Source organism: Pseudomonas sp. SBT1-2, from assembly GCF_028640875.1.
In the GTDB taxonomy this organism is placed as follows: Bacteria; Pseudomonadota; Gammaproteobacteria; order Pseudomonadales; family Pseudomonadaceae; genus Aquipseudomonas; species Aquipseudomonas chlororaphis_I.
In genome coordinates, this window is sequence record NZ_JAQZAA010000066.1 from 18,481 (window position 1) to 41,330 (window position 22,850).

23 protein-coding genes and 3 tRNA genes are annotated in these 22,850 nt (G+C 61.1%); 16 read left to right on the top strand and 10 right to left on the bottom strand.

Translation table 11 applies throughout. The annotated features are described in order from the left end of the window. Positions 1–150 precede the first annotated feature (150 nt). Positions 151–1,467 (top strand): Na+/H+ antiporter family protein, encoded by a 1,317-nt coding sequence (locus PVZ78_RS10225; RefSeq protein ID WP_162096424.1) that lies wholly within the window; start codon positions 151–153, stop codon positions 1,465–1,467. A 213-nt stretch (positions 1,468–1,680) separates the two neighbouring features. After that, positions 1,681–3,360, top strand: a complete 1,680-nt coding sequence (locus tag PVZ78_RS10230; RefSeq protein WP_009049867.1) for a methyl-accepting chemotaxis protein — start codon at positions 1,681–1,683, stop codon at positions 3,358–3,360. A gap of 105 nt (positions 3,361–3,465) precedes the next feature. Here the strand turns inward: PVZ78_RS10230 and trhP are convergent, their stop codons facing one another. Next, positions 3,466–4,803: a prephenate-dependent tRNA uridine(34) hydroxylase TrhP gene (gene trhP, locus PVZ78_RS10235; RefSeq protein WP_273828641.1), complete on the bottom strand. Its 1,338-nt coding sequence runs from the start codon at positions 4,801–4,803 to the stop codon at positions 3,466–3,468. 168 nt (positions 4,804–4,971) lie between these two features. Between trhP and PVZ78_RS10240 the strand changes: the two genes are divergently transcribed. Further along, the gene (locus tag PVZ78_RS10240; protein ID WP_009049865.1) at positions 4,972–6,039 is read left to right on the top strand and encodes an AI-2E family transporter; all 1,068 of its coding nucleotides are present in this window, start codon (positions 4,972–4,974) and stop codon (positions 6,037–6,039) included. Here the strand turns inward: PVZ78_RS10240 and PVZ78_RS10245 are convergent. The 3 genes from PVZ78_RS10245 to PVZ78_RS10255 form a co-directional block, all read right to left on the bottom strand. After that, positions 6,036–6,218, bottom strand: a complete 183-nt coding sequence (locus PVZ78_RS10245) for a hypothetical protein (protein WP_007927236.1) — start codon at positions 6,216–6,218, stop codon at positions 6,036–6,038. The genes PVZ78_RS10240 and PVZ78_RS10245 overlap by 4 nt on opposite strands. Before the next feature lie 108 nt (positions 6,219–6,326). Next, on the bottom strand, positions 6,327–6,521 hold the full coding sequence (locus PVZ78_RS10250; RefSeq protein ID WP_007927235.1) for a hypothetical protein: 195 nt from the start codon (positions 6,519–6,521) through the stop codon (positions 6,327–6,329). Positions 6,522–6,770: 249 nt separating this feature from the next. Continuing rightward, a complete protein-coding gene (locus tag PVZ78_RS10255; protein ID WP_273828642.1) occupies positions 6,771–7,127 on the bottom strand; it encodes a hypothetical protein in 357 nt (118 codons plus the stop codon). Positions 7,128–7,380: 253 nt separating this feature from the next. On the opposite strand from PVZ78_RS10255, the gene PVZ78_RS10260 reads away from it, so the two are divergent. Both PVZ78_RS10260 and PVZ78_RS10265 read left to right on the top strand, forming a co-directional pair. Continuing rightward, positions 7,381–8,199, top strand: a complete 819-nt coding sequence (locus PVZ78_RS10260; RefSeq protein ID WP_038633703.1) for a shikimate 5-dehydrogenase — start codon at positions 7,381–7,383, stop codon at positions 8,197–8,199. A gap of 108 nt (positions 8,200–8,307) precedes the next feature. Next, a complete protein-coding gene (locus tag PVZ78_RS10265; protein ID WP_028682977.1) occupies positions 8,308–8,826 on the top strand; it encodes a cupin domain-containing protein in 519 nt (172 codons plus the stop codon). Between the two features lie 75 nt (positions 8,827–8,901). Here the strand turns inward: PVZ78_RS10265 and PVZ78_RS10270 are convergent, their stop codons facing one another. Next, on the bottom strand, positions 8,902–9,552 hold the full coding sequence (locus PVZ78_RS10270) for a YceH family protein (protein ID WP_009049862.1): 651 nt from the start codon (positions 9,550–9,552) through the stop codon (positions 8,902–8,904). Positions 9,553–9,689: 137 nt separating this feature from the next. On the opposite strand from PVZ78_RS10270, the gene PVZ78_RS10275 reads away from it, so the two are divergent. Further along, positions 9,690–10,199 (top strand): DUF1993 domain-containing protein, encoded by a 510-nt coding sequence (locus tag PVZ78_RS10275; protein ID WP_053269496.1) that lies wholly within the window; start codon positions 9,690–9,692, stop codon positions 10,197–10,199. A gap of 98 nt (positions 10,200–10,297) precedes the next feature. Here the strand turns inward: PVZ78_RS10275 and sstT are convergent, their stop codons facing one another. Further along, the gene (sstT, locus tag PVZ78_RS10280) at positions 10,298–11,530 is read right to left on the bottom strand and encodes a serine/threonine transporter SstT (protein ID WP_053269495.1); all 1,233 of its coding nucleotides are present in this window, start codon (positions 11,528–11,530) and stop codon (positions 10,298–10,300) included. 284 nt (positions 11,531–11,814) lie between these two features. Here sstT and PVZ78_RS10285 point away from each other — a divergent pair, with 284 nt between their 5' ends. Then, on the top strand, positions 11,815–12,969 hold the full coding sequence (locus PVZ78_RS10285) for an MFS transporter (protein WP_009049859.1): 1,155 nt from the start codon (positions 11,815–11,817) through the stop codon (positions 12,967–12,969). A 6-nt stretch (positions 12,970–12,975) separates the two neighbouring features. Here the strand turns inward: PVZ78_RS10285 and nhaR are convergent, their stop codons facing one another. Beyond that, entirely contained in the window at positions 12,976–13,881 is a 906-nt protein-coding gene (nhaR, locus tag PVZ78_RS10290) for a transcriptional activator NhaR (RefSeq protein WP_009049858.1), read from the bottom strand. A 135-nt stretch (positions 13,882–14,016) separates the two neighbouring features. On the opposite strand from nhaR, the gene PVZ78_RS10295 reads away from it, so the two are divergent. Then, positions 14,017–14,265 carry a hypothetical protein gene (locus PVZ78_RS10295; protein WP_009044657.1) on the top strand — a complete coding sequence of 83 codons (249 nt, stop codon included), beginning with the start codon at positions 14,017–14,019 and terminating at the stop codon, positions 14,263–14,265. A 31-nt stretch (positions 14,266–14,296) separates the two neighbouring features. Continuing rightward, on the top strand, positions 14,297–15,058 hold the full coding sequence (locus PVZ78_RS10300; protein WP_009049856.1) for a TerC family protein: 762 nt from the start codon (positions 14,297–14,299) through the stop codon (positions 15,056–15,058). A gap of 79 nt (positions 15,059–15,137) precedes the next feature. Here the strand turns inward: PVZ78_RS10300 and PVZ78_RS10305 are convergent, their stop codons facing one another. Continuing rightward, positions 15,138–15,305 (bottom strand): hypothetical protein, encoded by a 168-nt coding sequence (locus PVZ78_RS10305; RefSeq protein WP_009049855.1) that lies wholly within the window; start codon positions 15,303–15,305, stop codon positions 15,138–15,140. A gap of 222 nt (positions 15,306–15,527) precedes the next feature. On the opposite strand from PVZ78_RS10305, the gene PVZ78_RS10310 reads away from it, so the two are divergent. After that, entirely contained in the window at positions 15,528–16,202 is a 675-nt protein-coding gene (locus PVZ78_RS10310) for a PA2778 family cysteine peptidase (protein ID WP_273828643.1), read from the top strand. Positions 16,203–16,292: 90 nt separating this feature from the next. Here the strand turns inward: PVZ78_RS10310 and pbpG are convergent, their stop codons facing one another. Together pbpG and folD are read right to left on the bottom strand one after the other, a co-directional pair. Then, on the bottom strand, positions 16,293–17,231 hold the full coding sequence (gene pbpG / locus PVZ78_RS10315) for a D-alanyl-D-alanine endopeptidase (RefSeq protein WP_009049853.1): 939 nt from the start codon (positions 17,229–17,231) through the stop codon (positions 16,293–16,295). 283 nt (positions 17,232–17,514) lie between these two features. Then, positions 17,515–18,369, bottom strand: coding sequence for a bifunctional methylenetetrahydrofolate dehydrogenase/methenyltetrahydrofolate cyclohydrolase FolD (folD, locus tag PVZ78_RS10320; protein WP_009049852.1), 855 nt, complete (start codon positions 18,367–18,369; stop codon positions 17,515–17,517). 280 nt (positions 18,370–18,649) lie between these two features. On the opposite strand from folD, the gene PVZ78_RS10325 reads away from it, so the two are divergent. From PVZ78_RS10325 to clpX, 6 genes are all read left to right on the top strand, one after another. After that, positions 18,650–18,726 (top strand) — tRNA-Arg (locus PVZ78_RS10325). A gap of 40 nt (positions 18,727–18,766) precedes the next feature. Continuing rightward, a tRNA-His gene (locus PVZ78_RS10330) sits at positions 18,767–18,842 on the top strand. Positions 18,843–18,898: 56 nt separating this feature from the next. Next, positions 18,899–18,983 (top strand) — tRNA-Leu (locus PVZ78_RS10335). Between the two features lie 424 nt (positions 18,984–19,407). After that, positions 19,408–20,718: a trigger factor gene (gene tig / locus PVZ78_RS10340; protein ID WP_009049851.1), complete on the top strand. Its 1,311-nt coding sequence runs from the start codon at positions 19,408–19,410 to the stop codon at positions 20,716–20,718. A gap of 93 nt (positions 20,719–20,811) precedes the next feature. Further along, on the top strand, positions 20,812–21,453 hold the full coding sequence (gene clpP / locus PVZ78_RS10345) for an ATP-dependent Clp endopeptidase proteolytic subunit ClpP (protein WP_007927205.1): 642 nt from the start codon (positions 20,812–20,814) through the stop codon (positions 21,451–21,453). 106 nt (positions 21,454–21,559) lie between these two features. Then, a complete protein-coding gene (gene clpX / locus PVZ78_RS10350; RefSeq protein WP_007927204.1) occupies positions 21,560–22,843 on the top strand; it encodes an ATP-dependent Clp protease ATP-binding subunit ClpX in 1,284 nt (427 codons plus the stop codon). The last annotated feature ends 7 nt before the right edge of the window (positions 22,844–22,850 follow it).

Sequence of the window (22,850 nt, forward strand, 5' to 3'; positions counted from 1 at the left end):
GCGGGTTTTGACAAGCGTTGCCCGCTGCTGCAAAGTGCGCGCCCTCTAATAAGACCCTCCTTTTTCAATCCGGCGTCGGCAGTCATGCCCTCTGGCCGGACTCATTCCTTTTGCGGCGTTTTCCCGTCGCAGTGCCATGAGGTAACGATGATTAATGCAGTAATTGCCGCGGTTGGCGTCATGCTGGTCCTCAGCCTGTCCCGCGTGCATGTGGTGATCGCGCTGATCGTAGGCGCGCTGGTGGGAGGGTTGACCGGTGGCCTGGGCATCGAGGCGACCCTCAAGGCTTTCAACAACGGCCTCGGCGGCGGAGCGACTGTGGCCCTGTCCTACGCCTTGCTCGGCGCCTTTGCGGTGGCGATCGCCAAGTCCGGCCTGGCCCACGCCCTGGCGGACAAGATCCTGCTGTTGGTGGACCGCCAGGACGCCAATGGCGGCGGCAACGTCAAATGGCTGCTGATCGGCCTGTTGTGGGTGGTGGCGATCGCCTCGCAGAACATCCTGCCGATCCATATCGCCTTCATCCCGCTGCTGGTGCCGCCACTGTTGTATGTGCTGAGCAAACTGCAGCTGGACCGGCGGCTGATCGCCTGCGTCATCACCTTCGGCCTGATCACCCCGTACATGTTCCTGCCGGTGGGGTTCGGCAATATCTTCCTCAACGAGATCCTGCTGGCCAACGTCGCCCGCAGTGGCGTGGACATCAGCAATATCAATGTCACCCACGCCATGGGCATTCCGGCGCTGGGCATGGTCTTCGGCCTGCTGCTGGCCTTTGTCAGCTACCGCAAGAAGCGTGTGTATGACCTGGAACTGATCGAGAAAGTCGAGCAGGTGACGGTGCAATACAACCCGCGCACGCTGCTGGTGGCGGGCCTGGCGATTGTCGCGGCCTTTGTCATCCAGCTGTTGCTGGATTCGATGATTATCGGCGCGCTGTCCGGCTTCCTGATCTTCTCGGTGTCGGGCATCGTGCGCTGGCGCGAGACCGACGACCTGTTCACCGAAGGCATGAAGATGATGGCGATGATCGGTTTCATCATGATCGCCGCCGCCGGTTTCGCCGAGGTGATGAAGGCCACCGGCGAGGTGAAGAGCCTGGTGGAGTCTTCGGCCAGCTGGATTGGCCACAGCAAGGGCGTCGGCGCCTTGTTGATGTTGCTGGTGGGACTGTTGGTGACCATGGGCATCGGCTCGTCGTTCTCCACCGTGCCGATCCTGGCGACCATCTTCGTGCCGCTGTGCGTGCAACTGGGCTTCAGCCCGCTGGCGATCGTCTGCATCGTCGGTACCGCCGGTGCCCTGGGCGACGCCGGTTCGCCAGCCTCGGACTCGACCCTGGGCCCGACCTCCGGCCTGAACATCGACGGCCAGCACCACCACATCTGGGACACCGTGGTCCCGACCTTCCTGCACTACAACCTGCCGCTGCTGGCGTTCGGCTGGGTCGCGGCGATGGTGCTCTGAGGCCGCGGGGTTTCAGCTGTACTGTGTTGTCCTTATCGCGAGCAAGCTTCGCTCCTACAGAAGCGTCGTATCTGTAGGAGCGAAGCTTGCTCGCGATAAATCTCAAGGGCGCTGCGTGGCCCCAGATTCCCTTCATCTTCCCGCGGGCTCAACTTTTGTGGCGGCGTGCCGTTAAGGCTGTATCACGCCAATAAAATCAAGAGTGAACCTCCTATGCGCTTAAGTCTGAAGGGCAAAGTCCTGTCCCTCGCGGTCCTCCCGGTGCTGTTGTTTGCGCTGGTGATCAGCCTGACCACGGTCGTCATGCTCAAGCAGCAGGCGCAGAACGAAGTGGACGAGACAAGACAGCGCCTGCTCGGCGAGGCCAAGACCACGCTGCAAAGCTATGTGGAGGTGGCCCTGAGCACGGTCAAGCCGCTCTACGACGCGGCGGCGCCCGGCGATACCGCGGCCCGCGCCCAGGTGGTGAAGCTGCTGTCGAACATCACCTACGGCAAGGACGGTTACTTCTTCGGCTACGACTCCGAGACCGTGCGCCTGTTCAAGGGCAACAGCCCGGACGGCGTCGGCAAGAGCTTCAAGGACAACCGCGACCCCAACGGCGTGTACGTCAACCGCGAGCTGGTCAAGGTCGGCAAGGACGGCACGCACTATGTGCAGTACAGCTCGACCCAGCCGGGCAGCGACGTGCTGGTGCCGAAACTGGGTTACACCGAATACCTGCCCAAGTGGGACCTGATCGTCGGCTCCTCGGTGAACCTGGACGGCATCGACGCCCAGGTGGCCGAGGTCGAGGCCAGCGTCAACCAGCGCATGCGGGGCATGGTCCTGAGTATCATCGGTATCGCCGTGGTGGTGCTGCTGGTGATCGCCGCCATCGGCATGCTGGTGGCCAATACCATCCTGCGGCCGCTGAACCTGATGAAGCTCAACCTCGACGATATCGCCGCCGGCGAAGGCGACCTGACCCGCCGCCTGGCCATCACCAGCCAGGACGAACTGGGCGACCTGGCCGGCTCCTTCAACCGTTTCGTCGACAAGATCCACGGCCTGGTGCGGCAGATCACCGAGATGACCGGCCAGCTCACCGGCCTGGTGACCCAGGTGTCCGAACAGGCCCAGCGTTCCGAGCAGGCCATGGAGCGCCAGCGCCACGAGACCGATCAGGTGGCCACGGCGATCAATGAAATGTCGTCGGCGGCCCAGGAAGTGGCACGCAGCGCCCAGGGCGCGGCGGTGGCGGCGCAGCAGACCGACGAGGAAGGCCAGGCGGCCAAGCGCGTGGTGGATGGCAGCATCCAGCAGATTCATGCGCTGGTCAGCGATATCCGCAGCAGCGGCACCTCCCTGGACAGCCTGCAGAAAGACGTGGCGTCGATTGTCAGTGTGCTCGACGTGATCCGTTCCATCGCCGAACAGACCAACTTGCTGGCTCTCAACGCGGCCATCGAAGCAGCGCGGGCCGGTGAGGCCGGGCGTGGCTTCGCGGTGGTGGCCGACGAGGTCAGGGCACTGGCCAGCCGCACCCAGCAGAGCACCCAGGAAATCCAGGGCATGATCGACCGCCTGCAACAGGGCACGCGCACCGCCGTGGAGGCCATGCGCCGCTCCAGCGATGCCGGCGACGGCACCTCGCACCAGGCCAACGAAGCCGGGGCTTCGCTGGATGCCATGGCGCAACTGATCGGCACCATCAACTCGATGAACGCGCAGATCGCCAGCGCCGCGGAAGAACAGACCGCGGTGGCCGAAGAGATCAACCGCAGCGTGCACCAGATCGCAGTGGCGGTGGACAGCGTCGCCGACGAAACCCAGCTCGGCGCCCAGACCTCACGCAGCCTGGCCGACCTCGGCCAGCGCCTGGGCAAGCTGGTGGGGCAGTTCCGTATCTAAGCGTTCAAGCGTATCGCGGGTAGCTCGTTATCCTCTGTAGGAGCGAGCGGGCAGCGATCCGACTTGCCCGCGATGGCGTCATCAGAGACGCCACCGCAATCAGGATTACACCGCGCTGTTCGGCGTCACGTCGCGCATCAACAGGGCAAAGCGCAGATCCACCGCGTCCGGGATCGGCAGGTACACCCTGTGCCCGTCTCCCGGTGCGACCTCGATCGGCTCGCCATGGATGTTCTGCAACTGATGCAGGTCGAAGTGGAAGTTGCCCTTGGGGGTCATCAGCTCCATATGGTCGCCCAGGGCAAAGCGGTTCTTCACTTTCACTTCCGCCAGCCGGTCACGGCGCTCGCCGGTGAGTTCGCCGACGAACTGCTGGCGTTCCGATACCGAGCTGCCGTTCAGGTAGTTCTGGTATTCGTCGTGCACATGGCGGCGCAGGAAACCTTCGGTGTAACCACGCTGGGCCAGGGACTCCAGGTCGTTCATCAGGCTGCGGTCGAACTCGCGGCCGGCTACCGCGTCGTCGATGGCCCGGCGATAGACCTGGGTGGTACGGGCGCAATAGAAGTGCGACTTGGTGCGGCCCTCGATCTTCAACGAGTGCACGCCCATGCGCGTCAGGCGCTCGACGTGCTGCACCGCACGCAGGTCCTTGGCGTTCATGATGTAGGTGCCGTGCTCGTCCTCGAAGGCCGGCATCGCTTCGTCCGGGCGATTGGCCTCGCGCAGCAGGAACACCTGCTCGGTCGGCGCCCCCAGGCCCAGGGTCGGCTCCGGCTGGAACTGCTGGACGATCTCGCCGAGGGTGTTCTCCGTCGCTTCTTCTGCCTGGTATTTCCAGCGGCAGGCATTGGTGCAGGTGCCCTGGTTGGCGTCGCGCTTGTTCATGTAGCCCGACAGCAGGCAGCGCCCGGAGTAGGCCATGCACAGGGCGCCATGGACGAATACCTCGAGCTCCATGGCCGGCACCTGCTGGCGGATTTCCTCGATCTCTTCCAGGGACAGTTCGCGGGACAGGATGATCCGGCTCAGGCCCTGTTGCTGCCAGAACTCGACGCTGGCCCAGTTCACCGTATTGGCCTGCACCGACAGGTGGATCGGCATCTGCGGGAAGTGCCGGCGCACCAGCATGATCAGCCCCGGGTCGGACATGATCAGCGCGTCCGGAGCCATGGCGATCACCGGCTCCAGGTCCTTGAGGAAGGTCTTGAGCTTGGCGTTGTGCGGGGCGATGTTGACCACCACGTAGAAGCGCTTGCCCTGGGCCTGGGCCTCGCGAATGCCGAGGGCCAGGTTGGCGTGGTCGAATTCGTTGTTGCGCACCCGCAGGCTGTAGCGCGGCTGGCCGGCGTATACCGCATCGGCGCCATAGGCGAAGGCGTAGCGCATGTTTTTCAGAGTGCCGGCGGGGGCGAGCAGTTCGGGGCGGGTCAGGGGCGTCATGGCGGTTTGTCGATGGCAAAAGGTCGCGAGGGTAAGGCCTGGGCCAACAGACTTCATTGATCTGGATCTATGCTCGACGAATAAAACAGGGCACTTGGCCGAACACCGGCGGACTAACGCTTTAGGGGCGCTTTGCGGCGCCCTGGACCTTATTGACGGGGAGCGGACATGAACCAGCACCTCATGCAACACAAAAGCCTGTTGCTTCTGCTGACCCTGGTGACCGTCGCCTTCATCTGGATCCTGCTGCCCTTTTACGGCGCGGTGTTCTGGGCGGTGATTCTCGGCATCCTGTTCGACCCGCTGCATCGGCGCCTGCAAATCAAGTTCGGTTGGCCACGCAACCTGACGGCCTTTTGCACCCTGAGCATCTGCCTGGTGAGCGCCATTCTGCCGGTGGTCATCATCAGCACCCTGCTGGTGCAGGAGGGCGCCAACCTTTACCAGAGCATCGAAAGCGGCGAACTGGACATCGCCGGTCAGCTGGACCGGTTCAAGCACAGCCTGCCGCTGTACTTCCAGCAGCTGCTGGACCGCTTCGGCCTGGGTGAGCTGGAGAGCGTGCGCGAGAAGATCGTCAAGAGCGCGCTGCAAGGCAGCCAGTTCTTCGCCACCCAGGCTTTCAGCGTCGGCCAGGGCACCTTCAAGTTCGTGGTGAGCTTTTTCGTGATGCTGTACCTGTTGTTCTTCTTTTTGCGCGATGGCGCCGAACTGGTACGCAAGGTGCGCATCGCGGTGCCGTTGGCCGAGCACCAGAAGCGCCGGTTGCAGCTCAAGTTCAGTCGGGTGGTGCGGGCCACGGTGAAGGGCAACGTGCTGGTGGCGGTCAGCCAGGGGGTGCTGGGCGGGCTGATTTTCTGGTTTCTGGAGATTCCCAGCCCGCTGCTGTGGGCAGTGCTGATGGCCTTGCTGTCGTTGTTGCCGGCGGTGGGCGCGGCGATCGTCTGGGGCCCGGTGGCCCTGTACTTCCTGCTCAGCGGGGCGATCTGGCAAGGCGTGTTGCTGGGCTTGTACGGGGTGTTCGTGATCGGCCTGGTGGACAACGTGCTGCGCCCGATCCTGGTGGGCAAGGACACCAGGATGCCGGACTACCTGATTCTGATTTCGACCCTGGGGGGCCTGGCGATCTTCGGCCTGAACGGCTTTGTCATCGGGCCGTTGATCGCCGCGCTGTTCATCTCGAGCTGGGACCTGTTCGTCGATACCCGGCCGCGGACACAGCTGCCGCTGCCTTAGGCATGCAGGACGCGCTGCTCGATCTTTTGCGACAGGGCCTGGGCGGCGGTCAGCGAAGTGAGCGGGCCGCTGACCGGCTCGCCGTCGCGCACCAGGTACCAACACGCCAGCAACCCCAGCTCCCTGAGCGAGGTGGGAACGGCGCTACCGATAACGGACATGATCTGAACCTTGGGCATAAGTACCTCCATCAATCAATGGGGCTACCTTACGGACCGAGAGGTTCGACGAAAAATCACCGCGCTCGATAGTGGACATCGATACCGGCGAAAAAAGCGCCAGCCCGATCAGTCGACGACCTGATCGAGCATGTAGACCACTTCCGGGTCGTGCAACAGGCCCTTGCGCACCAGGTGCTCGGCCAGCAAGGCCAGGAACTTGGCGCTGCGGTGGCCTTCCAGGTGCTTGAGTTCGGTCAGGGCGCTATACACCTTGCTCGCGGTACCCAGGGTGGGGGAGTGATGGGGGTTTTGTGTCGGCATGGGCGTCGTCCTTGTTGTTATGGGGCCGTTTTGTGGACAGATCCGATCTTGCGGACCTGACATGACATAAATATGACAATTGTAGGCTTCAGCGTAGGGGCTGCCTTTGGCAACACTATTGCCGGATTGAATCGCAAAAGCTGTCCCGGCAGCGACCTCTGCAAGATTTATTCAGACGTTTCAGGGTTGTTTCAAACGCAACAGGCCCCACTGGTGAAGGCGGGGCCTGTGGGTGTGCGGTCGCCGGAATTACCAGCGGCCAGGGCCATAGTAGTAATGGCGTGGCGGGCCGTAGTAGCCGCGAGGCGGGCCGTAATACACCGGGGCCGGGCGGTAATAGACCGGCGGGCCTTCCACGTACACCGGCTGTGGCTGGTAGTAGACCGGTGGCGGCGCGGCATACACCGGTTGCGGCTGAACATAGATCGGTTGTTGCACGTAGACCGGGCGACTGTGGCTGGCGATCACCGAACCCACCACCGCTGCGCCGACCACGGCACCGACTACCGCCGGGCCACCCCAACCACCGCCACCGTGGGCGGACGCTTGACCGGCGACAGCAAGTGCACCAATGAGCAAGGCTATCTTGGGGATTTTACGCATCATGGCTATTCCTCGGTTCCGACCCCAGCGCTCGGTCTGCAATAGACGCGAGGACTGTCGCGGGGATACTTCTAAGACAGCTTTTTTCTGAAAAACTGCACAGCCGCCGGGTAAATTTTGTGTAAGGTCTGTACCGGCTTCTTTACCCTCGTCCGTAGGCGACAGGCCCGTCTTTCAGGCGCTGTCGATATGATCGGACAGAACCCGATGACTGGCTAATCCCGTCTATCCGAAAGTGCGTTCCAAGGAGATCAACATGCAGATGAACCCCAACAAAGACACCCAGTTGTGTATGTCGCTGTCAGGGCGTCCGGGGAATTTCGGCCTGCGCTTTCACAATCATTTGTATGAACAGCTGGGCCTGAACTTCTACTACAAGGCGTTCAGCAGCCAGGACCTGCCAGGCGCCGTCGGTGGGATCCGCGCCCTGGGCATTCGCGGCTGTGGCGTGTCCATGCCGTTCAAGGAGGCCTGCATTGCCCTGGTGGACGAACTGGACGCCTCGGCCAGCGCGATCCAGTCGATCAACACCATCGTCAACACCAACGGCCACCTCAAGGCCTACAACACCGATTACATCGCCGTCGCCCAGTTGCTCGACAGCCACCGGATCCCCAAGGACACCCGCTTTGCCCTGCGCGGCAGCGGCGGCATGGCCAAGGCGGTGGCCAGCGCCTTGCGCGATGGTGGCTACCACGATGGCGTGATAGTTGCCCGCAATGCCCAAGCCGGGCAGGCCCTCGCCGACTCCCTGGGCTATGCCTGGCAGGCGGAACTGGGCGAACTGCGCCCGCAGATGCTGATCAACGTCACCCCGATCGGTATGAGCGGCGGTCCCGAGGCCGACCAGCTGGCGTTCCCGGTCGAGGCGATCCAGGCCGCGCGCACCGTGTTCGACGTGGTGGCGGTGCCGGCGGAAACCCCGCTGATCCTGCGCGCCCGGGCCGAAGGCAAACAGGTGATCACCGGCCTGGAAGTGATCGCCATCCAGGCGCTGGAGCAGTTCGTGCTGTACACCGGCGTGCGCCCCAGCGCCGAGCAGTTCCAGCAGGCGGTGGCCTTCGCCCGGGCCTGATCGGTGGGTGGAGCAGGGCAGGTCGGTGGCGCGCGAAGCCCTGCCTATACTGGTCGCCAGCAAGCCAAGACTTGCCCCTGTTCCACGTCACCGTGATCGAGGACCGTTATGCCACCTGCCATTCTCAATCTGGATCAGGCGGACCTTCAGCCGCTGCCTGAAGCCCTGAGCCCCACCGGCGACACCGCCGGCCGTTATGTCCAGCGCATCGCCCGTATCGGTCAGCAACTGGGTGCCCGGAAGCTCGGCTACCGGCTGATTGCCCTGGGCCCGGGGATGCGCGCCAGCCCCTTCCATAACCATCGCGTCAACGAAGAGATGTTCTACATAGTCGCCGGCGAGGGCGAGATCCGTCTCGGCGCCGAGCGTTTTGCCATCCGCGCCGGCGATGTGATTGCCTGCCCGCCGGGCGACATGGACACCGCGCACCAGATCATCAACACCAGCCAGGGCGAGCTGCGCTATCTGGCGGTCAGCACCCAGGAGGCGCCGGATATCTGCGAATACCCGGATTCCGGCAAGTATGTGGTGATGAAGGACTTCAAGATCGACGATGAGGGCAACGCCTCGGGATTCGTCGCGGTGGCGCGGCATGCGGACGGGGTGGATTACTGGGACGGGGAGTAGGGGCTTTTGTAGTCTTTGAGACGTTGCGCCGACTGCGGCAGCGGCTACCAGGCGCTGCCACAGAGGCGGGGGCGATCAGCCTTCGAGTTTCGCCAGGCGCTCTTCGAGGGCGGCGATGCGCGCTTCCAGCTCTTCGATGCGCTCCGCCGATACGCCGCTGCCCGAACTGCGTTCCACCGGGTTCTGCCGGGCGGCGAGGATCGCCTCGATATCCGCCGGGTCTCCCAGGGCGTGCATGTAGCGATCTTCGCGCTGGCCGGCCTGGCGCGGAATCAGCAGCGCCAGGCCGCGTGCGATCAGGCGCTCCAGTTGATGCACCACCTGTTCGCTGTCTTCGAAATCGTGCATGCGACCGCTGCGGGTCAGCAGTTCGTTGACGGTCTGCGGGCCGCGCAAGAACAGCAGGCCGGCCAGTGCCACTTGCGCCGGCACCAGTTCCAGCGCCTTGTCCAGGCGATGCTCCCAGCGGTCGGCGCGGCTGCCCATTACCAGGCGGGCGAAGCCGCGGTTTTCCAGGGCGCGCAGGCTCTGGCCGACCTGGCCCTGGGTGAGGTTCATCACCGGTTCGCGGCTGGTTTTCTGGTTGCAGGCGATGACCAGGGCATTGAGGGTCAGCGGATAGGTTTCCGGGCTGGTTGCCTGCTTCTCGATCAGCGACCCGAGAATGCGCAGTTCGGTGCTGGTCAGTTGCAATTGCTCGCTGGAGGTTTCTTGCTCGATGCTCATCGCGCTTTCCCTATGCTGTCGAAGGCGACTAGCCTAATCCTTGCTGGATAAAAGACAAGCCGCCGGCGAGGCTCAGGCAGGTCTATAATCGCGCCACCTTTGTTTCCGCTTTTTTCCGTCAGCCTGTCGAGATCACCATGACCATTTCCCTGTACGCCGCCTCCGTTCCTGTCTTCAAGCAAATGCTCAACGCCCTGAGCGATGTCCTGAACAAGGCCGAAGCCCACGCCACGGCGAAGAACATCGACCCGAATGCCTTCCTGCAGGCCCGCCTGTACCCGGACATGTTCCCGCTGATCCGTCAGGTGCAGATCGCCGTCGATTTCGCCAAGGGCGTTTCGGCCCGCCTGGCCGAAGTCGAAGTGCCGAAGTACGACGACACTGAAACCACCTTTGCCGAGCTGCAGGCGCTGCTGGCCAAGGTCCTGGCCTTTATCGACGGCATCCAGCCGGCGCAGATCGATGGCAAGGAAGGCATCGAGATCGTCACCCGTCCGGGCACCCCGAAAGAGAAGCGCTTCAGCGGCCAGTCCTACCTGCTGACCTACGGTCTGCCGCAGTTCTTCTTCCACATCACCACCACCTACGCGATCCTGCGTCACAACGGCGTGGAAATCGGCAAGCGCGACTACATGGGTGCTTTCTGAAATAGCGCCTTCTGATGTAGCCGGCTGCTAAGCCGATAAAAAAGCCCGGCAAGGTGCGAGCCTTGCCGGGCTTTTTAGTGCGCGCTGTGCATGCAGGCTCAGGCGGTCTGGCGGACCTTCTCTTCCTGGGCCATGCACGCGGCGGCGGTGAAGAGCACGTCGGTGGAGGAGTTCAGCGCGGTTTCCGCCGAGTCCTGCAGCACGCCGATGATGAAGCCGACGGCGACCACCTGCATGGCGATTTCGCTGGGGATGCCGAACAGGCTGCAGGCCAGCGGAATCAACAGCAGCGAACCGCCAGCCACGCCGGAAGCGCCACAGGCACAGATGGCGGCGACCACGCTGAGCAGCACGGCGGTGGGCAGGTCGACGGCAATGCCCAGGGTATGCACGGCGGCCAGGGTCAGCACGGTGATGGTGATGGCGGCGCCGGCCATGTTGATGGTGGCCCCCAGCGGGATCGACACCGAATAGGTGTCTTCATGCAGGCCCAGGCGCTTGCTCAGTTCCAGGTTGACCGGAATGTTGGCCGCCGAACTGCGGGTAAAGAACGCGGTGATGCCGCTTTCGCGCAGGCACATGAGCACCAGCGGGAACGGGTTGCGGCGGATCTTCCAGAACACGATCAGCGGGTTCATCACCAGCGCGACGAACAGCATGCAGCCGATCAGCACCGCCAGCAGATGCATATAACCGAGCAGGGCGCCGAAGCCCGAGGTCGCCAGGGTCGAGGCCACCAGGCCGAAGATGCCCAGCGGGGCGAAGCGGATCACCACTCGCACGATCAGGGTCACGCCATTGGACAGGTCGTCCAGCACGGTGCGGGTGGTGTTGCCGGCATGGCGGATGGCCACGCCCATGCCGATGGCCCAGGCCAGGATGCCGATGAAGTTGGCGTTCATCAGCGCGCTGACTGGGTTGTCCACCACGCTCAGCAGCAGGCTTTGCAGGACTTCGCTGATGCCGCCGGGGGCGGAGATGGCGACGTCATGGGTGCTCAGCACCAGGGAGGAGGGGAACAGGCTGCTGGCGATCACCGCCACCACCGCCGCGGCGAAAGTGCCCAGCAGGTAGAGCCAGAGGATCGGGCGGATATGGGTTTCCTGGCCGTGCTTGTGGTTGGCGATGGAGGCCATCACCAGCACGAACACCAGGATCGGCGCGACGGCTTTCAGTGCCGAGACAAAGACCTTGCCGATAAAGGCGGTGGATTTCGCCAGTTCGGGGGCCAGCAACGCCAGGGCGATACCGGCGACCAGGCCAATGACGATCTGCGTGACCAGACTGGTGCGTTTGAGTTTTTCCAGGAGCGACGGGGGTGAAGCAGTCATAGCGGTATCTCTGATTTTTTTAATATGCCGTGCGTCGACGGGGGACGCCGTGCTGGTGAGTTGCTGGAGGTACGGGGTGTTGCGGCAGGGGGCGGACTTTATCACACGGGGTTCGCCCACGGATGTGACGATCTGCCACCCGAGCCTTCTAGAGTAGCCTGCGGTTTTTTCGCCGCTACCCCAGACATGCGCGGACACATTCTGTTAGGATTCGCCATCCTCTTCTCATCTCCAGTCAGCGGGCCCCCAGGCCATCGCTGATGTCGTCGTTTCCGGAGTTTTCCATGCTGTTGCCCATTCTGCTGTTGTCAGCCGCCGGTTTTACCGTGCTGACGACGGAGTTCATCATTGTCGGCCTGCTGCCTTCGATTGCCCGGGATCTTGCGGTCAGCGTGCCGCAGGCCGGCCTGCTGGTGACCTTGTTCGCCTTCACCGTGGCGGCGTTCGGGCCGTTCCTGACGGCCTATTTCGCCCGTTTCCAGCGCAAGCGCCTGTTCATCTCGGTACTGGTGATGTTCGGCCTGGCCAATACCCTGGCGGCGCTGGCGCCGAATATCTGGGTGATGGCGGTGGCGCGGCTGATCCCGGCGCTGGGCTTGCCGGTGTTCTGGGCCCTGGCCAGCGAAACCGCGGTGGACATCGTCGGCCCTGACTATGCCGGGCGGGCCATCGCCAAGATCGGCTTCGGCATCGTCTGCGCCACGGTGTTCGGCATTCCGGTGGGTACGCTGATTTCCGATGCCTTCGGCTGGCGCAGCGCGTTCGGCATCCTGGCGCTGGTGGCGTTTGCCAAGGCGCTGCTGCTGTATGTCTACCTGCCGCAGACCCGCGTGCACAACGAGCAGGCCAGCCTGCGCTCGCAGTTCGGCATCCTGCGCAGCCCCTTGATGCAGGGGCATGTGCTGCTGTCGATCCTGGTGTTCAGTGGCATGTTCACCGCCTACACCTACCTGGCGGACATCCTCGAGCGCCTGGCCGGTTTCAACGGCACGCTGGTCGGCTGGTGCCTGATGGGCTTCGGCGCGGTGGGGCTGATCGGCAACTCGCTGGGCGGCCGCGCGGTGGACCGTCATCCGTTGCTGGCGTCCATGGGCTTCTGCGCCTTGATGATTGGCGGCATGGTGGCGTTGGTGCCGAGCATCCACTCGCCGCTGGGCCTGGCGGCGGCCATGGGTGTCTGGGGCGTGACCCAGGCGGCGCTGTTTCTGGTCAGCCATGTCCGTCTGATCAAGGCCGCGCCTCAGGCGCCGGCGTTTGCCGCGTCGTTGAACATCGCCGGGGCCAACCTGGGGATCGGCCTGGGCGCCATGGTCGGCGGCCGGGTCATCGATACCCTGGGGCTGGGTAGCCTGGGGTTTGCCGCCGCTGGTTTTATCCTGGTGTCGATCCTGCTGGCCCTGCTGTTGATGACCCTCAAGCCACAGGCCAGCTGCGCCTGATCCTCCTCAGGCGCCCATGGCGGTAAACAGCTCGCGGCGGGCGCCTTCGGTGATCGCCACGATGCCGGGGTGCTTGACCTTGCGTTCGACCGAAATGGCGTAGAACGACTCGCTGACCGCGTCGGTCTGGCCGATCAGTTGCACGCCGTATTGGCGTCGCACTTCGTCGGCGATCACGCTGGGACTGATGAAGATCCCGCTGCCCGACTGACCGAATGCCTGCATCAAGGCGCTGTCGTCGAACTCACCGATGATCCTGGGTTGTATCTGCTGCTCGGCCAGCCAGCGCAGCAGGCGGCTGCGCACCACGGTTTCCTGCCCGGGAATCAGCAGCGGAGCGCCATGCAGGCTATGGGGGAAGTTCGTTCCATAGCGCTCGGCCAGTTCTTCGGTGGCGAAAAAGCTGATGCCGCACTCGCCGAGTTTCTGGCTGTAGCCCTTGATATCAAGATGTGAGGGCATGGGGCTGTCGGAGATCACCAGGTCCAGGCGCTGGATGGCCAGGTCGGCCAGCAGGCGTTCGAGCTTGTCCTCGCGGCAGGTGATGCGGATCGGTTCGCTCAGCTCCATGGTCGGGGCGATCAGGCGATAGACGATCGATTTGGGCACCACATCGGCCACGCCGACCCGGAACAGGATCTGCTGCTCGTTGGGCTGGGCCTGGAGCATGGCTTCCAGTTCGCCGCCCAGTTGGAACATCTGCTCGGCGTAGGGCAGGGTCTGGCGCCCGGCTTCGGTCAACTCCAGTTGCCGGCCGACCCGGCGAAACAACTCGATGCCATAGGTTTGTTCGAGCAGGGTGATCTGCCCGCTGATGGTTTGCGGGGTCAGGTTCAGTTGCTCGCAGGCCCGGACGATGCTGCCGGTCTTGGCGACGACCCAGAAGTAATGCAGTTGACGGTAATTGAGCATGGCTGGCTTTGATTCGTAAAAATCGAAGTATAGCCGTTAAAAATACGAATTTTCCTGAAGTGTTCGCTTCCATAGAATGCCTCGCTATTGACGGGCCATCGTCTCGGCCCGGTCCGTTCTAACGAGGAAAGCGCAATGACCTATAAATCCATCGCCGCATCGTTGCTGGCGTTGTCGTTGATCACCCTTGCCGGTTGCGAGCAGGCGGAAAAAAGCGCGCAGCAGCTGTTGGGCAAGGCCGCGGAAAACGCCAAGCAGGCGATCGACGACACGCACAAGGCCGCCGAACAGGCGATCAGCGACGCGACCCAAGGCTTGATCAGCAAGCAGGAAAAGCCGGCGGACGAGGCCAAAGAAGCCACCTCGTCGTCCCAGGAAATCTGATTCCCCCATACCCCCGACTCAGGACTGAGCCATGGAATATCTTTTACAACTCGCTGCCAGCCCCACCGCCTGGGTCGCCCTGGCAACCCTGGTGGTCATGGAAATCGTGCTCGGCATCGATAACCTGATCTTCATTTCGATCCTGACCAACAAGCTGCCCGAGCAGCATCGGGCCAAGGCCCGGCGGATCGGTATCGGCATGGCCCTGATCCTGCGTCTGGCGTTGCTCAGCACCATCGCCTTTATCGTGCAGCTGACCGAGCCGGTGATCGATATCTTCGGCCAGGTCTTCTCCTGGAAGGACATGATTCTGATTGCCGGCGGCCTGTTCCTGCTGTGGAAGGCCACCACGGAGATCCATCACAGCATGGACCCGGAGCCGCAGGACAGCAAAAGCGAGACCGCTGGCGTGTCCCTGGGGTTCGCCGCGGCGATCGGCCAGATCCTGATGCTGGACATGGTGTTCTCCATCGACAGCATCATCACTGCCGTCGGCATGACCGAGCACTTGCCGATCATGATCATCGCGGTGGTGGTGTCGGTACTGGTGATGCTGCTGGCGGCCGAGCCTCTGGCCAAGTTCATCAATGACAACCCGACGGTGGTCATGCTGGCCCTGGGCTTCCTGATCATGATCGGCATGACGCTGATCGCCGAAGGTTTCGGTGCCCATGTACCAAAAGGTTATGTGTACGCGGCCATGGCTTTCTCGGCGGCCATCGAGGGGCTGAACATGCTGGCCCGTCGTGCCCGGCAGAAGCGCGTGACGGCGGAGGCGGAAGTCGAAGCCTGATTCGCGGCAACAACCGACGGCGGCCTGTGTTCAAGGACACAGGCCGCCGTTTTTTATTGGGTGGGAGAAAAAGCGCCAGTCAGTGCGCGGTGGCGTGATGCCGGGCCGGTTTTGCGGTTTTCGCGGCGGGAGTCGGCAAGCGCGGATGATGGTGCCGGCGAGCGATCCGCAGGACGCCCCAGAGCATGGCAGCGGCGACGGCCAGCCAGCCGCCGATCAGCATCAGAATTGTCGTTGTCAGGCTCATACATGCTTCCTTTTTGCCCTGTCCGGGGCACACACTCGTTGCAATGGACAGTCTAGTCGCGGTTGTGTTTCAAGCCATTGACCAATAGTCGAGTGTCATCAAACGGTTTGCTCTATGAGGCGCAAATTACTGCGGCTTGACGCTATACCCTTGCCTCGTGGCGCCCTATGATCAGCGTTTCGGCCGGGGCTCCTGGCTTGGCGTCTGCACAAGAGAGTCATGATGGAACGGATGTTTCTGCGATTTCGAACACTGTTGTTGGCGGGCGCCTGCGCCCTGACGCTGGCCGGTTGCGCCAGCAGCGTGCAGCCGGAGATTCAGCGCCTGCCCGAGCGGGTGGAACTCAACGGCGTACCGTTTTTCCGCGGCGAAACCTATCAGAGCGGCCCGGGCACCCTGGCCAGCATGCTGTCCCAGCAAGGTATCGTGATCACCCCGGGCCTACTGGACAAGCCGTTGCACCTGCCAGGCGCCGAGGCGAAGTTGCAGCAGAACATGCTGACCCTGGCGCGTGAGTACGGGATGGTGGTCTATCCGCTGGACGACAATTTAGCGGCGCTGCTGACCCAGGTTGCCGCGGGATACCCGGTGATGGTGCGTTACACCGAAGGCTCGGCGTTCTGGGCCGAACCTCGCTATGCCGTGTTGGCAGGCTATAACCGGCACAAGCAGACGGTGTTGCTGCGAGCGGGAATGAATCGTCGTCTGTTGATGGACTTTGCCAAGTTCGAATCGGCCTGGAGCGGTGCGGGACACTGGGCGGTGCTGATTCAGGGGCCGACCCAGGTACCCGCCCAGGTCGATCGCCAGCGTTGGCTGAAGGCGGCCGATGAGTTGGCCCAGGCCGGGCAGGAGAACGCGGCAGCACGGGCGACCAAGGCGTTGAGTGCCAACTGAGGTTGCAGAAACGCTGACGGCGCCCAGGGGCGCCGTCTTTGAAAGGGCCGCGATCGACAGATCCGCGGCCTTTTTTGGGTCCGCCAGCTTCTATTCGGCAGTCTGGGCGACGCCGCTCTGACGGCTTTTCAGGTTTTTGCCGGCTTTGTAGCTCAAGGCGGCATTCGGTACCGAGCCGCTTTTACCGGTTTCCAGCCACTGGCGGATGCGGCTGGCATCGGCGAAGTGCGTGTATTTGCCGAAGGCGTCGAGAATCACCAGGGCGACCGGGCGGTTGCTCATGCTGGTCACCAGTACCAGGCAGTGGCCTGCTTCATCGGTAAAGCCGGTCTTGGTCAGCTTGATGTCCCAGTTGGCCCTGTTGACCAGGTGATCGGTGTTGCGAAAGCCCAGGGTGTAGTTGGGTTTGCGGAACGCCACGGTCTTTTCCTTGGTGGTGCTCAGCTCGCTCAGCAGCGGGTATTTGCGCGCCGCCAGCAACAGTTTGCTCAGGTCCCGTGCGGTGGACACGTTATGGACCGACAGGCCGGTCGGCTCGACATAGTGCGTGCTGGTCATGCCCAGTGCCTTGGCCTTGGCGTTCATGGCGGCAATAAAGGCTGCATACCCGCCCGGGTAGTGGTGGGCGAGGCTGGCGGCGGCACGGTTTTCCGACGACATCAGGGCGATCAGCAGCATCTCCTTGCGCGGCAGCTCGCTCTTGAGCTTGACCCGGGAAAACACACCTTTCATTTCCGGGGTGTTGCTGATGTCCACGGAGATGTATTCATCCAGCGGTTGTTTGGCGTCGAGTACGATCAGACCGGTCATCAGCTTGGTCACCGACGCGATGGGCACGACCACGTCGGGATTGCTGGAATAAATGACCTTGTTGGTCTGCAGGTCCAGCAGCAGGGCGCTGCCGGAGGCAATATGCAGTTGGGAGGGATCGCGCGGCGCTTCGGTGGTTTCGCGAGCGACGGCGCTCTGCGTGATAAAGGTGCCTGTAAGTGCAAAAAATAGGCTCAGGATAGAAAGACGGATTTTCACGCGGGCGGACTCATGAAGTGGATATGCCGTTCTGCAACGGGCTGCTTTCAGAAAAACGTTACATTTTATGAGTATGTGTCAGGAAAGAGCTACACGCCCGTAGGTAAAGGGCTCCAGGTAAATTAAATTTCATCCTGTACCAGATTTGTACCAGTTCGATCCTCTTCTTTCTGATGAGTAGATCGTCCGCTGCAAGCGGGGTATTCGGTCCAGGTCTTCGGCGAGCAGAAACAAAGAACCCCGCCAATGGCGGGGTTCTTTTTATCCGGGATGTTTCCCAGGGTCAGTCGTGCAGCGTTTCTGCCGCGTACAAGGTGTTTTCCAGCAGGCAGGCACGCGTCATCGGGCCGACGCCCCCCGGTACCGGGGTGATCCAGCCAGCGCGGGGCAGGGCGGTCTCGTAGACCACATCGCCCACCAGCTTGCCGTCTTCCTGGCGGTTGATGCCGACGTCGATGACGATGGCGCCTTCCTTGATCCATTCACCCTTGACCAGGCCCGGCTTGCCGGCGGCCACGACCACCAGATCGGCACGCCCGACGTGGCCGGCCAGATCCTTGGTGAAGCGGTGGGTGACGGTAACGGTGCAGCCGGCCAGCAGCAGCTCCATCGCCATCGGGCGACCGACGATGTTGGAAGCGCCGACCACGACTGCATCCATGCCGTACAGATCGGCACCGGTGCTTTCCAGCAGGGTCATGATGCCTTTCGGGGTGCATGGACGCAGCAGGGGGATGCGTTGGGCCAGGCGGCCGACGTTATAAGGATGGAAACCATCCACGTCTTTATCCGGGCGGATGCGTTCCAGCAGTTTGGAGGCATCGAGGTGTTCGGGCAGTGGCAGCTGTAGCAGGACGCCATCGATGTTCGGGTCATCGTTGAGGCGGTCGATCAGGCCGGCCAGTTCTTCTTGAGTGGTGCCTGTAGGCAAGTCATAGGCTTTTGAAAGAAAGCCGACCTCTTCGCAGTCTTTACGCTTGTGCGAGACATAAACCTGAGAGGCCGGGTCGCTGCCGACCAGGATCACCGCGAGGCCTGGAGTACGCAGGCCTTGCTGGCGACGCTCGGCGACACGTTTGGCGATCTGCTGGCGCAGGCTAGCGGCGATCGCTTTGCCGTCGATTAGTTGTGCAGTCATGACGCGTGATTAACCATCGAGAGGGAGAGAAAAAGAGAACGCATTCTCGCATGCCAGGACGTGAGGGCAAAGGCGCTTGGTCTGCAAATTCCCCTAACTCCTTTAATTAAATGAATTTTTTTCAAAAAAGAGTTGACGACCTAACGGCTCGTCTATAACATTCGTCGCACTTGTCGGGCACAGCCTAGCACTGGTTAAGAAGGTCGGGCAGAGTTGATGTTTAGCTCGTAACGACTGAAAGCACTTAGTTTGTAATCATTAAAGAATACAGATTAATAAGGCGCCCGTAGCTCAGCTGGATAGAGCATCCGCCTTCTAAGCGGATGGTCGCAGGTTCGAGTCCTGCCGGGTGCGCCATTAGGCAGCTTTGGCACAAGTAACGCAACAACGCAATATGGTGGGCGTAGCTCAGTTGGTAGAGCACAGGATTGTGACTCCTGTTGTCGTGGGTTCGATCCCCATCGTCCACCCCATATTCCGAAAGGCGCCAGATTAATAGTCTGGCGCCTTTGCTTTAAAAGCTTGATACGCGGACGTGGTGGAATTGGTAGACACACTGGATTTAGGTTCCAGCGCCGCAAGGTGTAAGAGTTCGAGTCTCTTCGTCCGCACCAATTAAGTAGCTATCTTATATAGCAGATAACGGCGCAGCACCTGAAAAGGGCTGCGCCGTTTTCGTTTCAGAAGTCTGTATTTCCAGCGGGTCGCAGGTGGTGGACCAAGGAAGCGACGAAACACTCGTCCTTTTGTCGCTGGAATGCTGAAGGTTTACCGGTCGGGCTGTGGTTTGGTCCGGCTATCGGGGAGGTGATGCGCCATTCCTTCTATATATAGAAGCGTTGGTGCAGAGGCCCTGGTTTGATTCGCTGTATTTGCTCTCAGGGCGAGGCTCAACCGTTGGTCCCCGCCTTTAAATCGCCAGCTGTTTTTTTACCCGTTTTCAGTAGGGTGACTTCTTGAGTTTGACCCACTAGAATGCATGCCCTTGATTCTGGGGTCGGAAACGGCCGGCTAACGTCTGTGCAACGAGGAATATCCATGCAAGTTTCTGTTGAAAATACTTCTGCTCTTGAGCGCCGCATGAGCATCACCGTGCCGGCTGAGCGCATCGAGACACAGGTCAACAAGCGTCTGCAGCAGACTGCCCAAAAGGCCAAGATTCCAGGCTTCCGTCCTGGCAAAGTCCCAATGAGCGTGATCCGTCAGCGTTATGAAGCTGATGCGCGTCAAGAAGCTGTGGGCGACGTGATCCAAGCTTCCTTCTACGAAGCTGTTGTCGAGCAGAAGCTGAACCCGGCTGGCGCTCCTTCGGTTGAGCCAAAGGTTCTGGAGAAGGGCAAGGATCTGGAATACGTTGCAACGTTCGAAGTGTTCCCTGAGTTCACCGTTGCCGGTTTCGAGTCCATCGCCGTTGAGCGTCTGAGCGCTGACGTGGCTGATGCCGACCTGGACAACATGCTGGAAATCCTGCGCAAGCAGAACATTCGCTTTGAAGTGGCCGACCGTGCCGCTCAAAACGAAGACCAACTGAATATCGATTTCGTCGGCAAGGTCGACGGTGAAGTGTTCGCTGGCGGTTCCGCCAAGGGTACTCAACTGGTGCTGGGTTCCGGCCGCATGATCCCGGGCTTCGAAGAAGGCCTGGTCGGCGCCAAAGCTGGTGAAGAACGCGTTCTGAACCTGACTTTCCCTGAGAACTACCAGAACCTGGACCTGGCTAGCAAAGCTGCCGAGTTCACCGTGACCGTCAACACTGTTTCCGAGCCTAAGCTGCCAGAACTGACCGAAGAGTTCTTCGCTCAATTCGGCATCAAGGAAGCCGGTCTGGAAGGTTTCCGTGCCGAAGTTCGCAAGAACATGGAGCGTGAACTGCGTCAGGCCATCAAGTCCAAGGTCAAGAACCAGGTAATGGACGGCCTGCTGGCTGCCAACCCGATCGAAGTGCCTAAGGCTCTGTTGGACAACGAAGTGAACCGTCTGCGCGTTCAGGCCGTTCAACAGTTCGGTGGCAACATCAAGCCTGATCAACTGCCGGCCGAGCTGTTCGAAGAACAAGCCAAGCGTCGTGTCGTACTGGGTCTGATCGTGGCCGAAGTGGTCAAGCAATTCGACCTCAAGCCTGACGAAGCCCGCGTGCGTGAGCTGATCCAGGAAATGGCTTCTGCTTACCAAGAGCCGGAGCAGGTCGTGTCCTGGTACTACAAGAACGAGCAGCAACTGAACGAAGTCCGTTCGGTTGTGCTGGAAGAACAAGTTGTGGATACTGTTCTGCAGAAAGCTAGCGTGACCGACAAATCGGTCTCTTACGAAGAAGCGGTCAAGCCGGTAGAAGCACCACAAGCCGACTGATTTTTTACTCGTTCGAAAATACACACCATAAGCCAGCCTTCGTGCTGGCTTATGCGTATTCAAGACATGACTATTTGGGAGTGACTGCAGGACATGTCCCGCAATTCTTATTATCAGCAGAGCTCTGACATCCAGGCCGCAGGCGGCCTGGTCCCGATGGTTATCGAGCAGTCCGCCCGTGGCGAACGCGCCTATGACATCTACTCGCGCCTCCTCAAGGAGCGGGTGATCTTCCTGATTGGCCCGGTAGAAGACTACATGGCCAACCTGGTCGCGGCACAATTGCTCTTCCTTGAAGCGGAAAACCCGGACAAGGACATCCATCTTTACATCAACTCGCCAGGCGGTTCGGTGACTGCGGGTATGTCGATCTACGACACCATGCAATTCATCAAGCCGGACGTTTCCACCATCTGCATCGGCCAGGCCTGCAGCATGGGGGCTTTCCTGCTTGCCGGTGGCGCAGCGGGCAAACGTCACTGCCTGCCTAACTCGCGGATGATGATTCACCAGCCTTTGGGCGGTTTCCAGGGCCAGGCTTCGGATATCGACATCCATGCCAAGGAAATCCTGCACATCCGTTCGCGCCTGAACTCGCTGCTGGCTCATCACACCGGTCAGAGCCTCGAGACCATCGAGCGCGACACCGAGCGCGACAACTTCATGAGCGCAGAGCGTGCAGCTGAATACGGCCTGATCGACTCTGTGATCACCAAGCGTCAAATGCCTGCCTAAGCAACTCAAATGTAGGTGGTTGGTTTAACCGGCCACCTGCGGACTTGAAAAAGCCCGCAATTGCCTTCATCTTGTGTTGCAAGCCTATCGGATTTGGATCGATCGAATGACTGACACCCGCAACGGCGAGGACAACGGCAAACTGCTTTATTGCTCCTTCTGTGGCAAAAGCCAGCATGAAGTACGCAAATTGATTGCCGGCCCCTCGGTCTTTATCTGCGACGAGTGCGTCGACCTGTGCAATGACATCATCCGTGAGGAGGTGCAGGAAGCACAGGCCGAAAGCAGCGCGCATAAATTGCCTTCGCCTAAAGAAATCAGCGGCATCCTTGATCAGTATGTGATTGGTCAGGAACGTGCGAAAAAGGTTCTGGCGGTAGCGGTATACAACCACTACAAGCGCCTCAACCAACGTGACAAAAAGAATGACGAGGTCGAACTGGGCAAGAGCAACATCTTGCTGATCGGCCCTACAGGTTCGGGCAAGACTCTGTTGGCAGAGACCCTGGCGCGCCTGTTGAATGTACCGTTCACCATTGCCGACGCCACCACCCTGACCGAAGCCGGTTATGTGGGTGAGGACGTCGAGAACATCATTCAGAAACTGCTGCAGAAGTGCGATTACGATGTAGAGAAAGCTCAAATGGGCATCGTCTATATCGATGAAATCGACAAGATTTCCCGCAAGTCTGACAACCCTTCGATTACCCGTGACGTTTCGGGCGAAGGCGTGCAGCAGGCCCTGTTGAAACTGATCGAAGGCACTGTGGCTTCCGTTCCGCCTCAAGGTGGTCGCAAGCATCCGCAGCAAGAGTTCCTGCAGGTCGATACGCGCAACATCCTGTTCATCTGCGGTGGTGCGTTCTCGGGTCTGGAAAAAGTTATCCAGAACCGTTCGACTCGCGGCGGCATCGGCTTCAATGCTGAAGTACGCAGCAAGGAAGAGGGCAAGAAGGTCGGCGAATCCCTGCGTGAAGTCGAACCGGACGATCTGGTCAAGTTCGGCCTGATTCCGGAGTTCGTGGGTCGTCTGCCGGTTCTTGCGACCCTGGACGAGCTGGATGAGGCAGCGTTGATCCAGATCCTCACCGAGCCAAAAAACGCCTTGACCAAGCAGTATGCCAAGTTGTTCGAGATGGAAGGCGTCGATCTGGAATTCCGTACCGATGCCCTCAAGTCGGTCGCCAAGCGTGCGCTTGAGCGTAAGACTGGTGCTCGCGGATTGCGTTCGATTCTCGAAGGCGTGTTGCTCGACACTATGTACGAAATCCCCTCGCAGTCCGAGGTAAGTAAAGTAGTGATCGACGAAAGCGTTATAGAAGGTAAGTCCAAGCCACTGTATATCTATGAAAACAGTGAGCCGACTGCCAAGGCGGCCCCGGACGCCTAAGCGCCGG

Bases quoted from the DNA above. Each gene is read 5' to 3' on its own strand.
- PVZ78_RS10230 (WP_009049867.1), top strand. From the start codon at position 1,681: ATGCGCTTAAGTCTGAAGGGCAAAGTCCTGTCCCTCGCGGTCCTCCCG.
- trhP (WP_273828641.1), bottom strand. From the start codon at position 4,803: ATGACGCCCCTGACCCGCCCCGAACTGCTCGCCCCCGCCGGCACTCTG.
- PVZ78_RS10240 (WP_009049865.1), top strand. From the start codon at position 4,972: ATGAACCAGCACCTCATGCAACACAAAAGCCTGTTGCTTCTGCTGACC.
- PVZ78_RS10245 (WP_007927236.1), bottom strand. From the start codon at position 6,218: ATGCCCAAGGTTCAGATCATGTCCGTTATCGGTAGCGCCGTTCCCACC.
- PVZ78_RS10250 (WP_007927235.1), bottom strand. From the start codon at position 6,521: ATGCCGACACAAAACCCCCATCACTCCCCCACCCTGGGTACCGCGAGC.
- PVZ78_RS10255 (WP_273828642.1), bottom strand. From the start codon at position 7,127: ATGATGCGTAAAATCCCCAAGATAGCCTTGCTCATTGGTGCACTTGCT.
- PVZ78_RS10260 (WP_038633703.1), top strand. From the start codon at position 7,381: ATGCAGATGAACCCCAACAAAGACACCCAGTTGTGTATGTCGCTGTCA.
- PVZ78_RS10265 (WP_028682977.1), top strand. From the start codon at position 8,308: ATGCCACCTGCCATTCTCAATCTGGATCAGGCGGACCTTCAGCCGCTG.
- PVZ78_RS10270 (WP_009049862.1), bottom strand. From the start codon at position 9,552: ATGAGCATCGAGCAAGAAACCTCCAGCGAGCAATTGCAACTGACCAGC.
- PVZ78_RS10275 (WP_053269496.1), top strand. From the start codon at position 9,690: ATGACCATTTCCCTGTACGCCGCCTCCGTTCCTGTCTTCAAGCAAATG.
- sstT (WP_053269495.1), bottom strand. From the start codon at position 11,530: ATGACTGCTTCACCCCCGTCGCTCCTGGAAAAACTCAAACGCACCAGT.
- PVZ78_RS10285 (WP_009049859.1), top strand. From the start codon at position 11,815: ATGCTGTTGCCCATTCTGCTGTTGTCAGCCGCCGGTTTTACCGTGCTG.
- nhaR (WP_009049858.1), bottom strand. From the start codon at position 13,881: ATGCTCAATTACCGTCAACTGCATTACTTCTGGGTCGTCGCCAAGACC.
- PVZ78_RS10295 (WP_009044657.1), top strand. From the start codon at position 14,017: ATGACCTATAAATCCATCGCCGCATCGTTGCTGGCGTTGTCGTTGATC.
- PVZ78_RS10300 (WP_009049856.1), top strand. From the start codon at position 14,297: ATGGAATATCTTTTACAACTCGCTGCCAGCCCCACCGCCTGGGTCGCC.
- PVZ78_RS10305 (WP_009049855.1), bottom strand. From the start codon at position 15,305: ATGAGCCTGACAACGACAATTCTGATGCTGATCGGCGGCTGGCTGGCC.
- PVZ78_RS10310 (WP_273828643.1), top strand. From the start codon at position 15,528: ATGGAACGGATGTTTCTGCGATTTCGAACACTGTTGTTGGCGGGCGCC.
- folD (WP_009049852.1), bottom strand. From the start codon at position 18,369: ATGACTGCACAACTAATCGACGGCAAAGCGATCGCCGCTAGCCTGCGC.
- tig (WP_009049851.1), top strand. From the start codon at position 19,408: ATGCAAGTTTCTGTTGAAAATACTTCTGCTCTTGAGCGCCGCATGAGC.
- clpP (WP_007927205.1), top strand. From the start codon at position 20,812: ATGTCCCGCAATTCTTATTATCAGCAGAGCTCTGACATCCAGGCCGCA.
- clpX (WP_007927204.1), top strand. From the start codon at position 21,560: ATGACTGACACCCGCAACGGCGAGGACAACGGCAAACTGCTTTATTGC.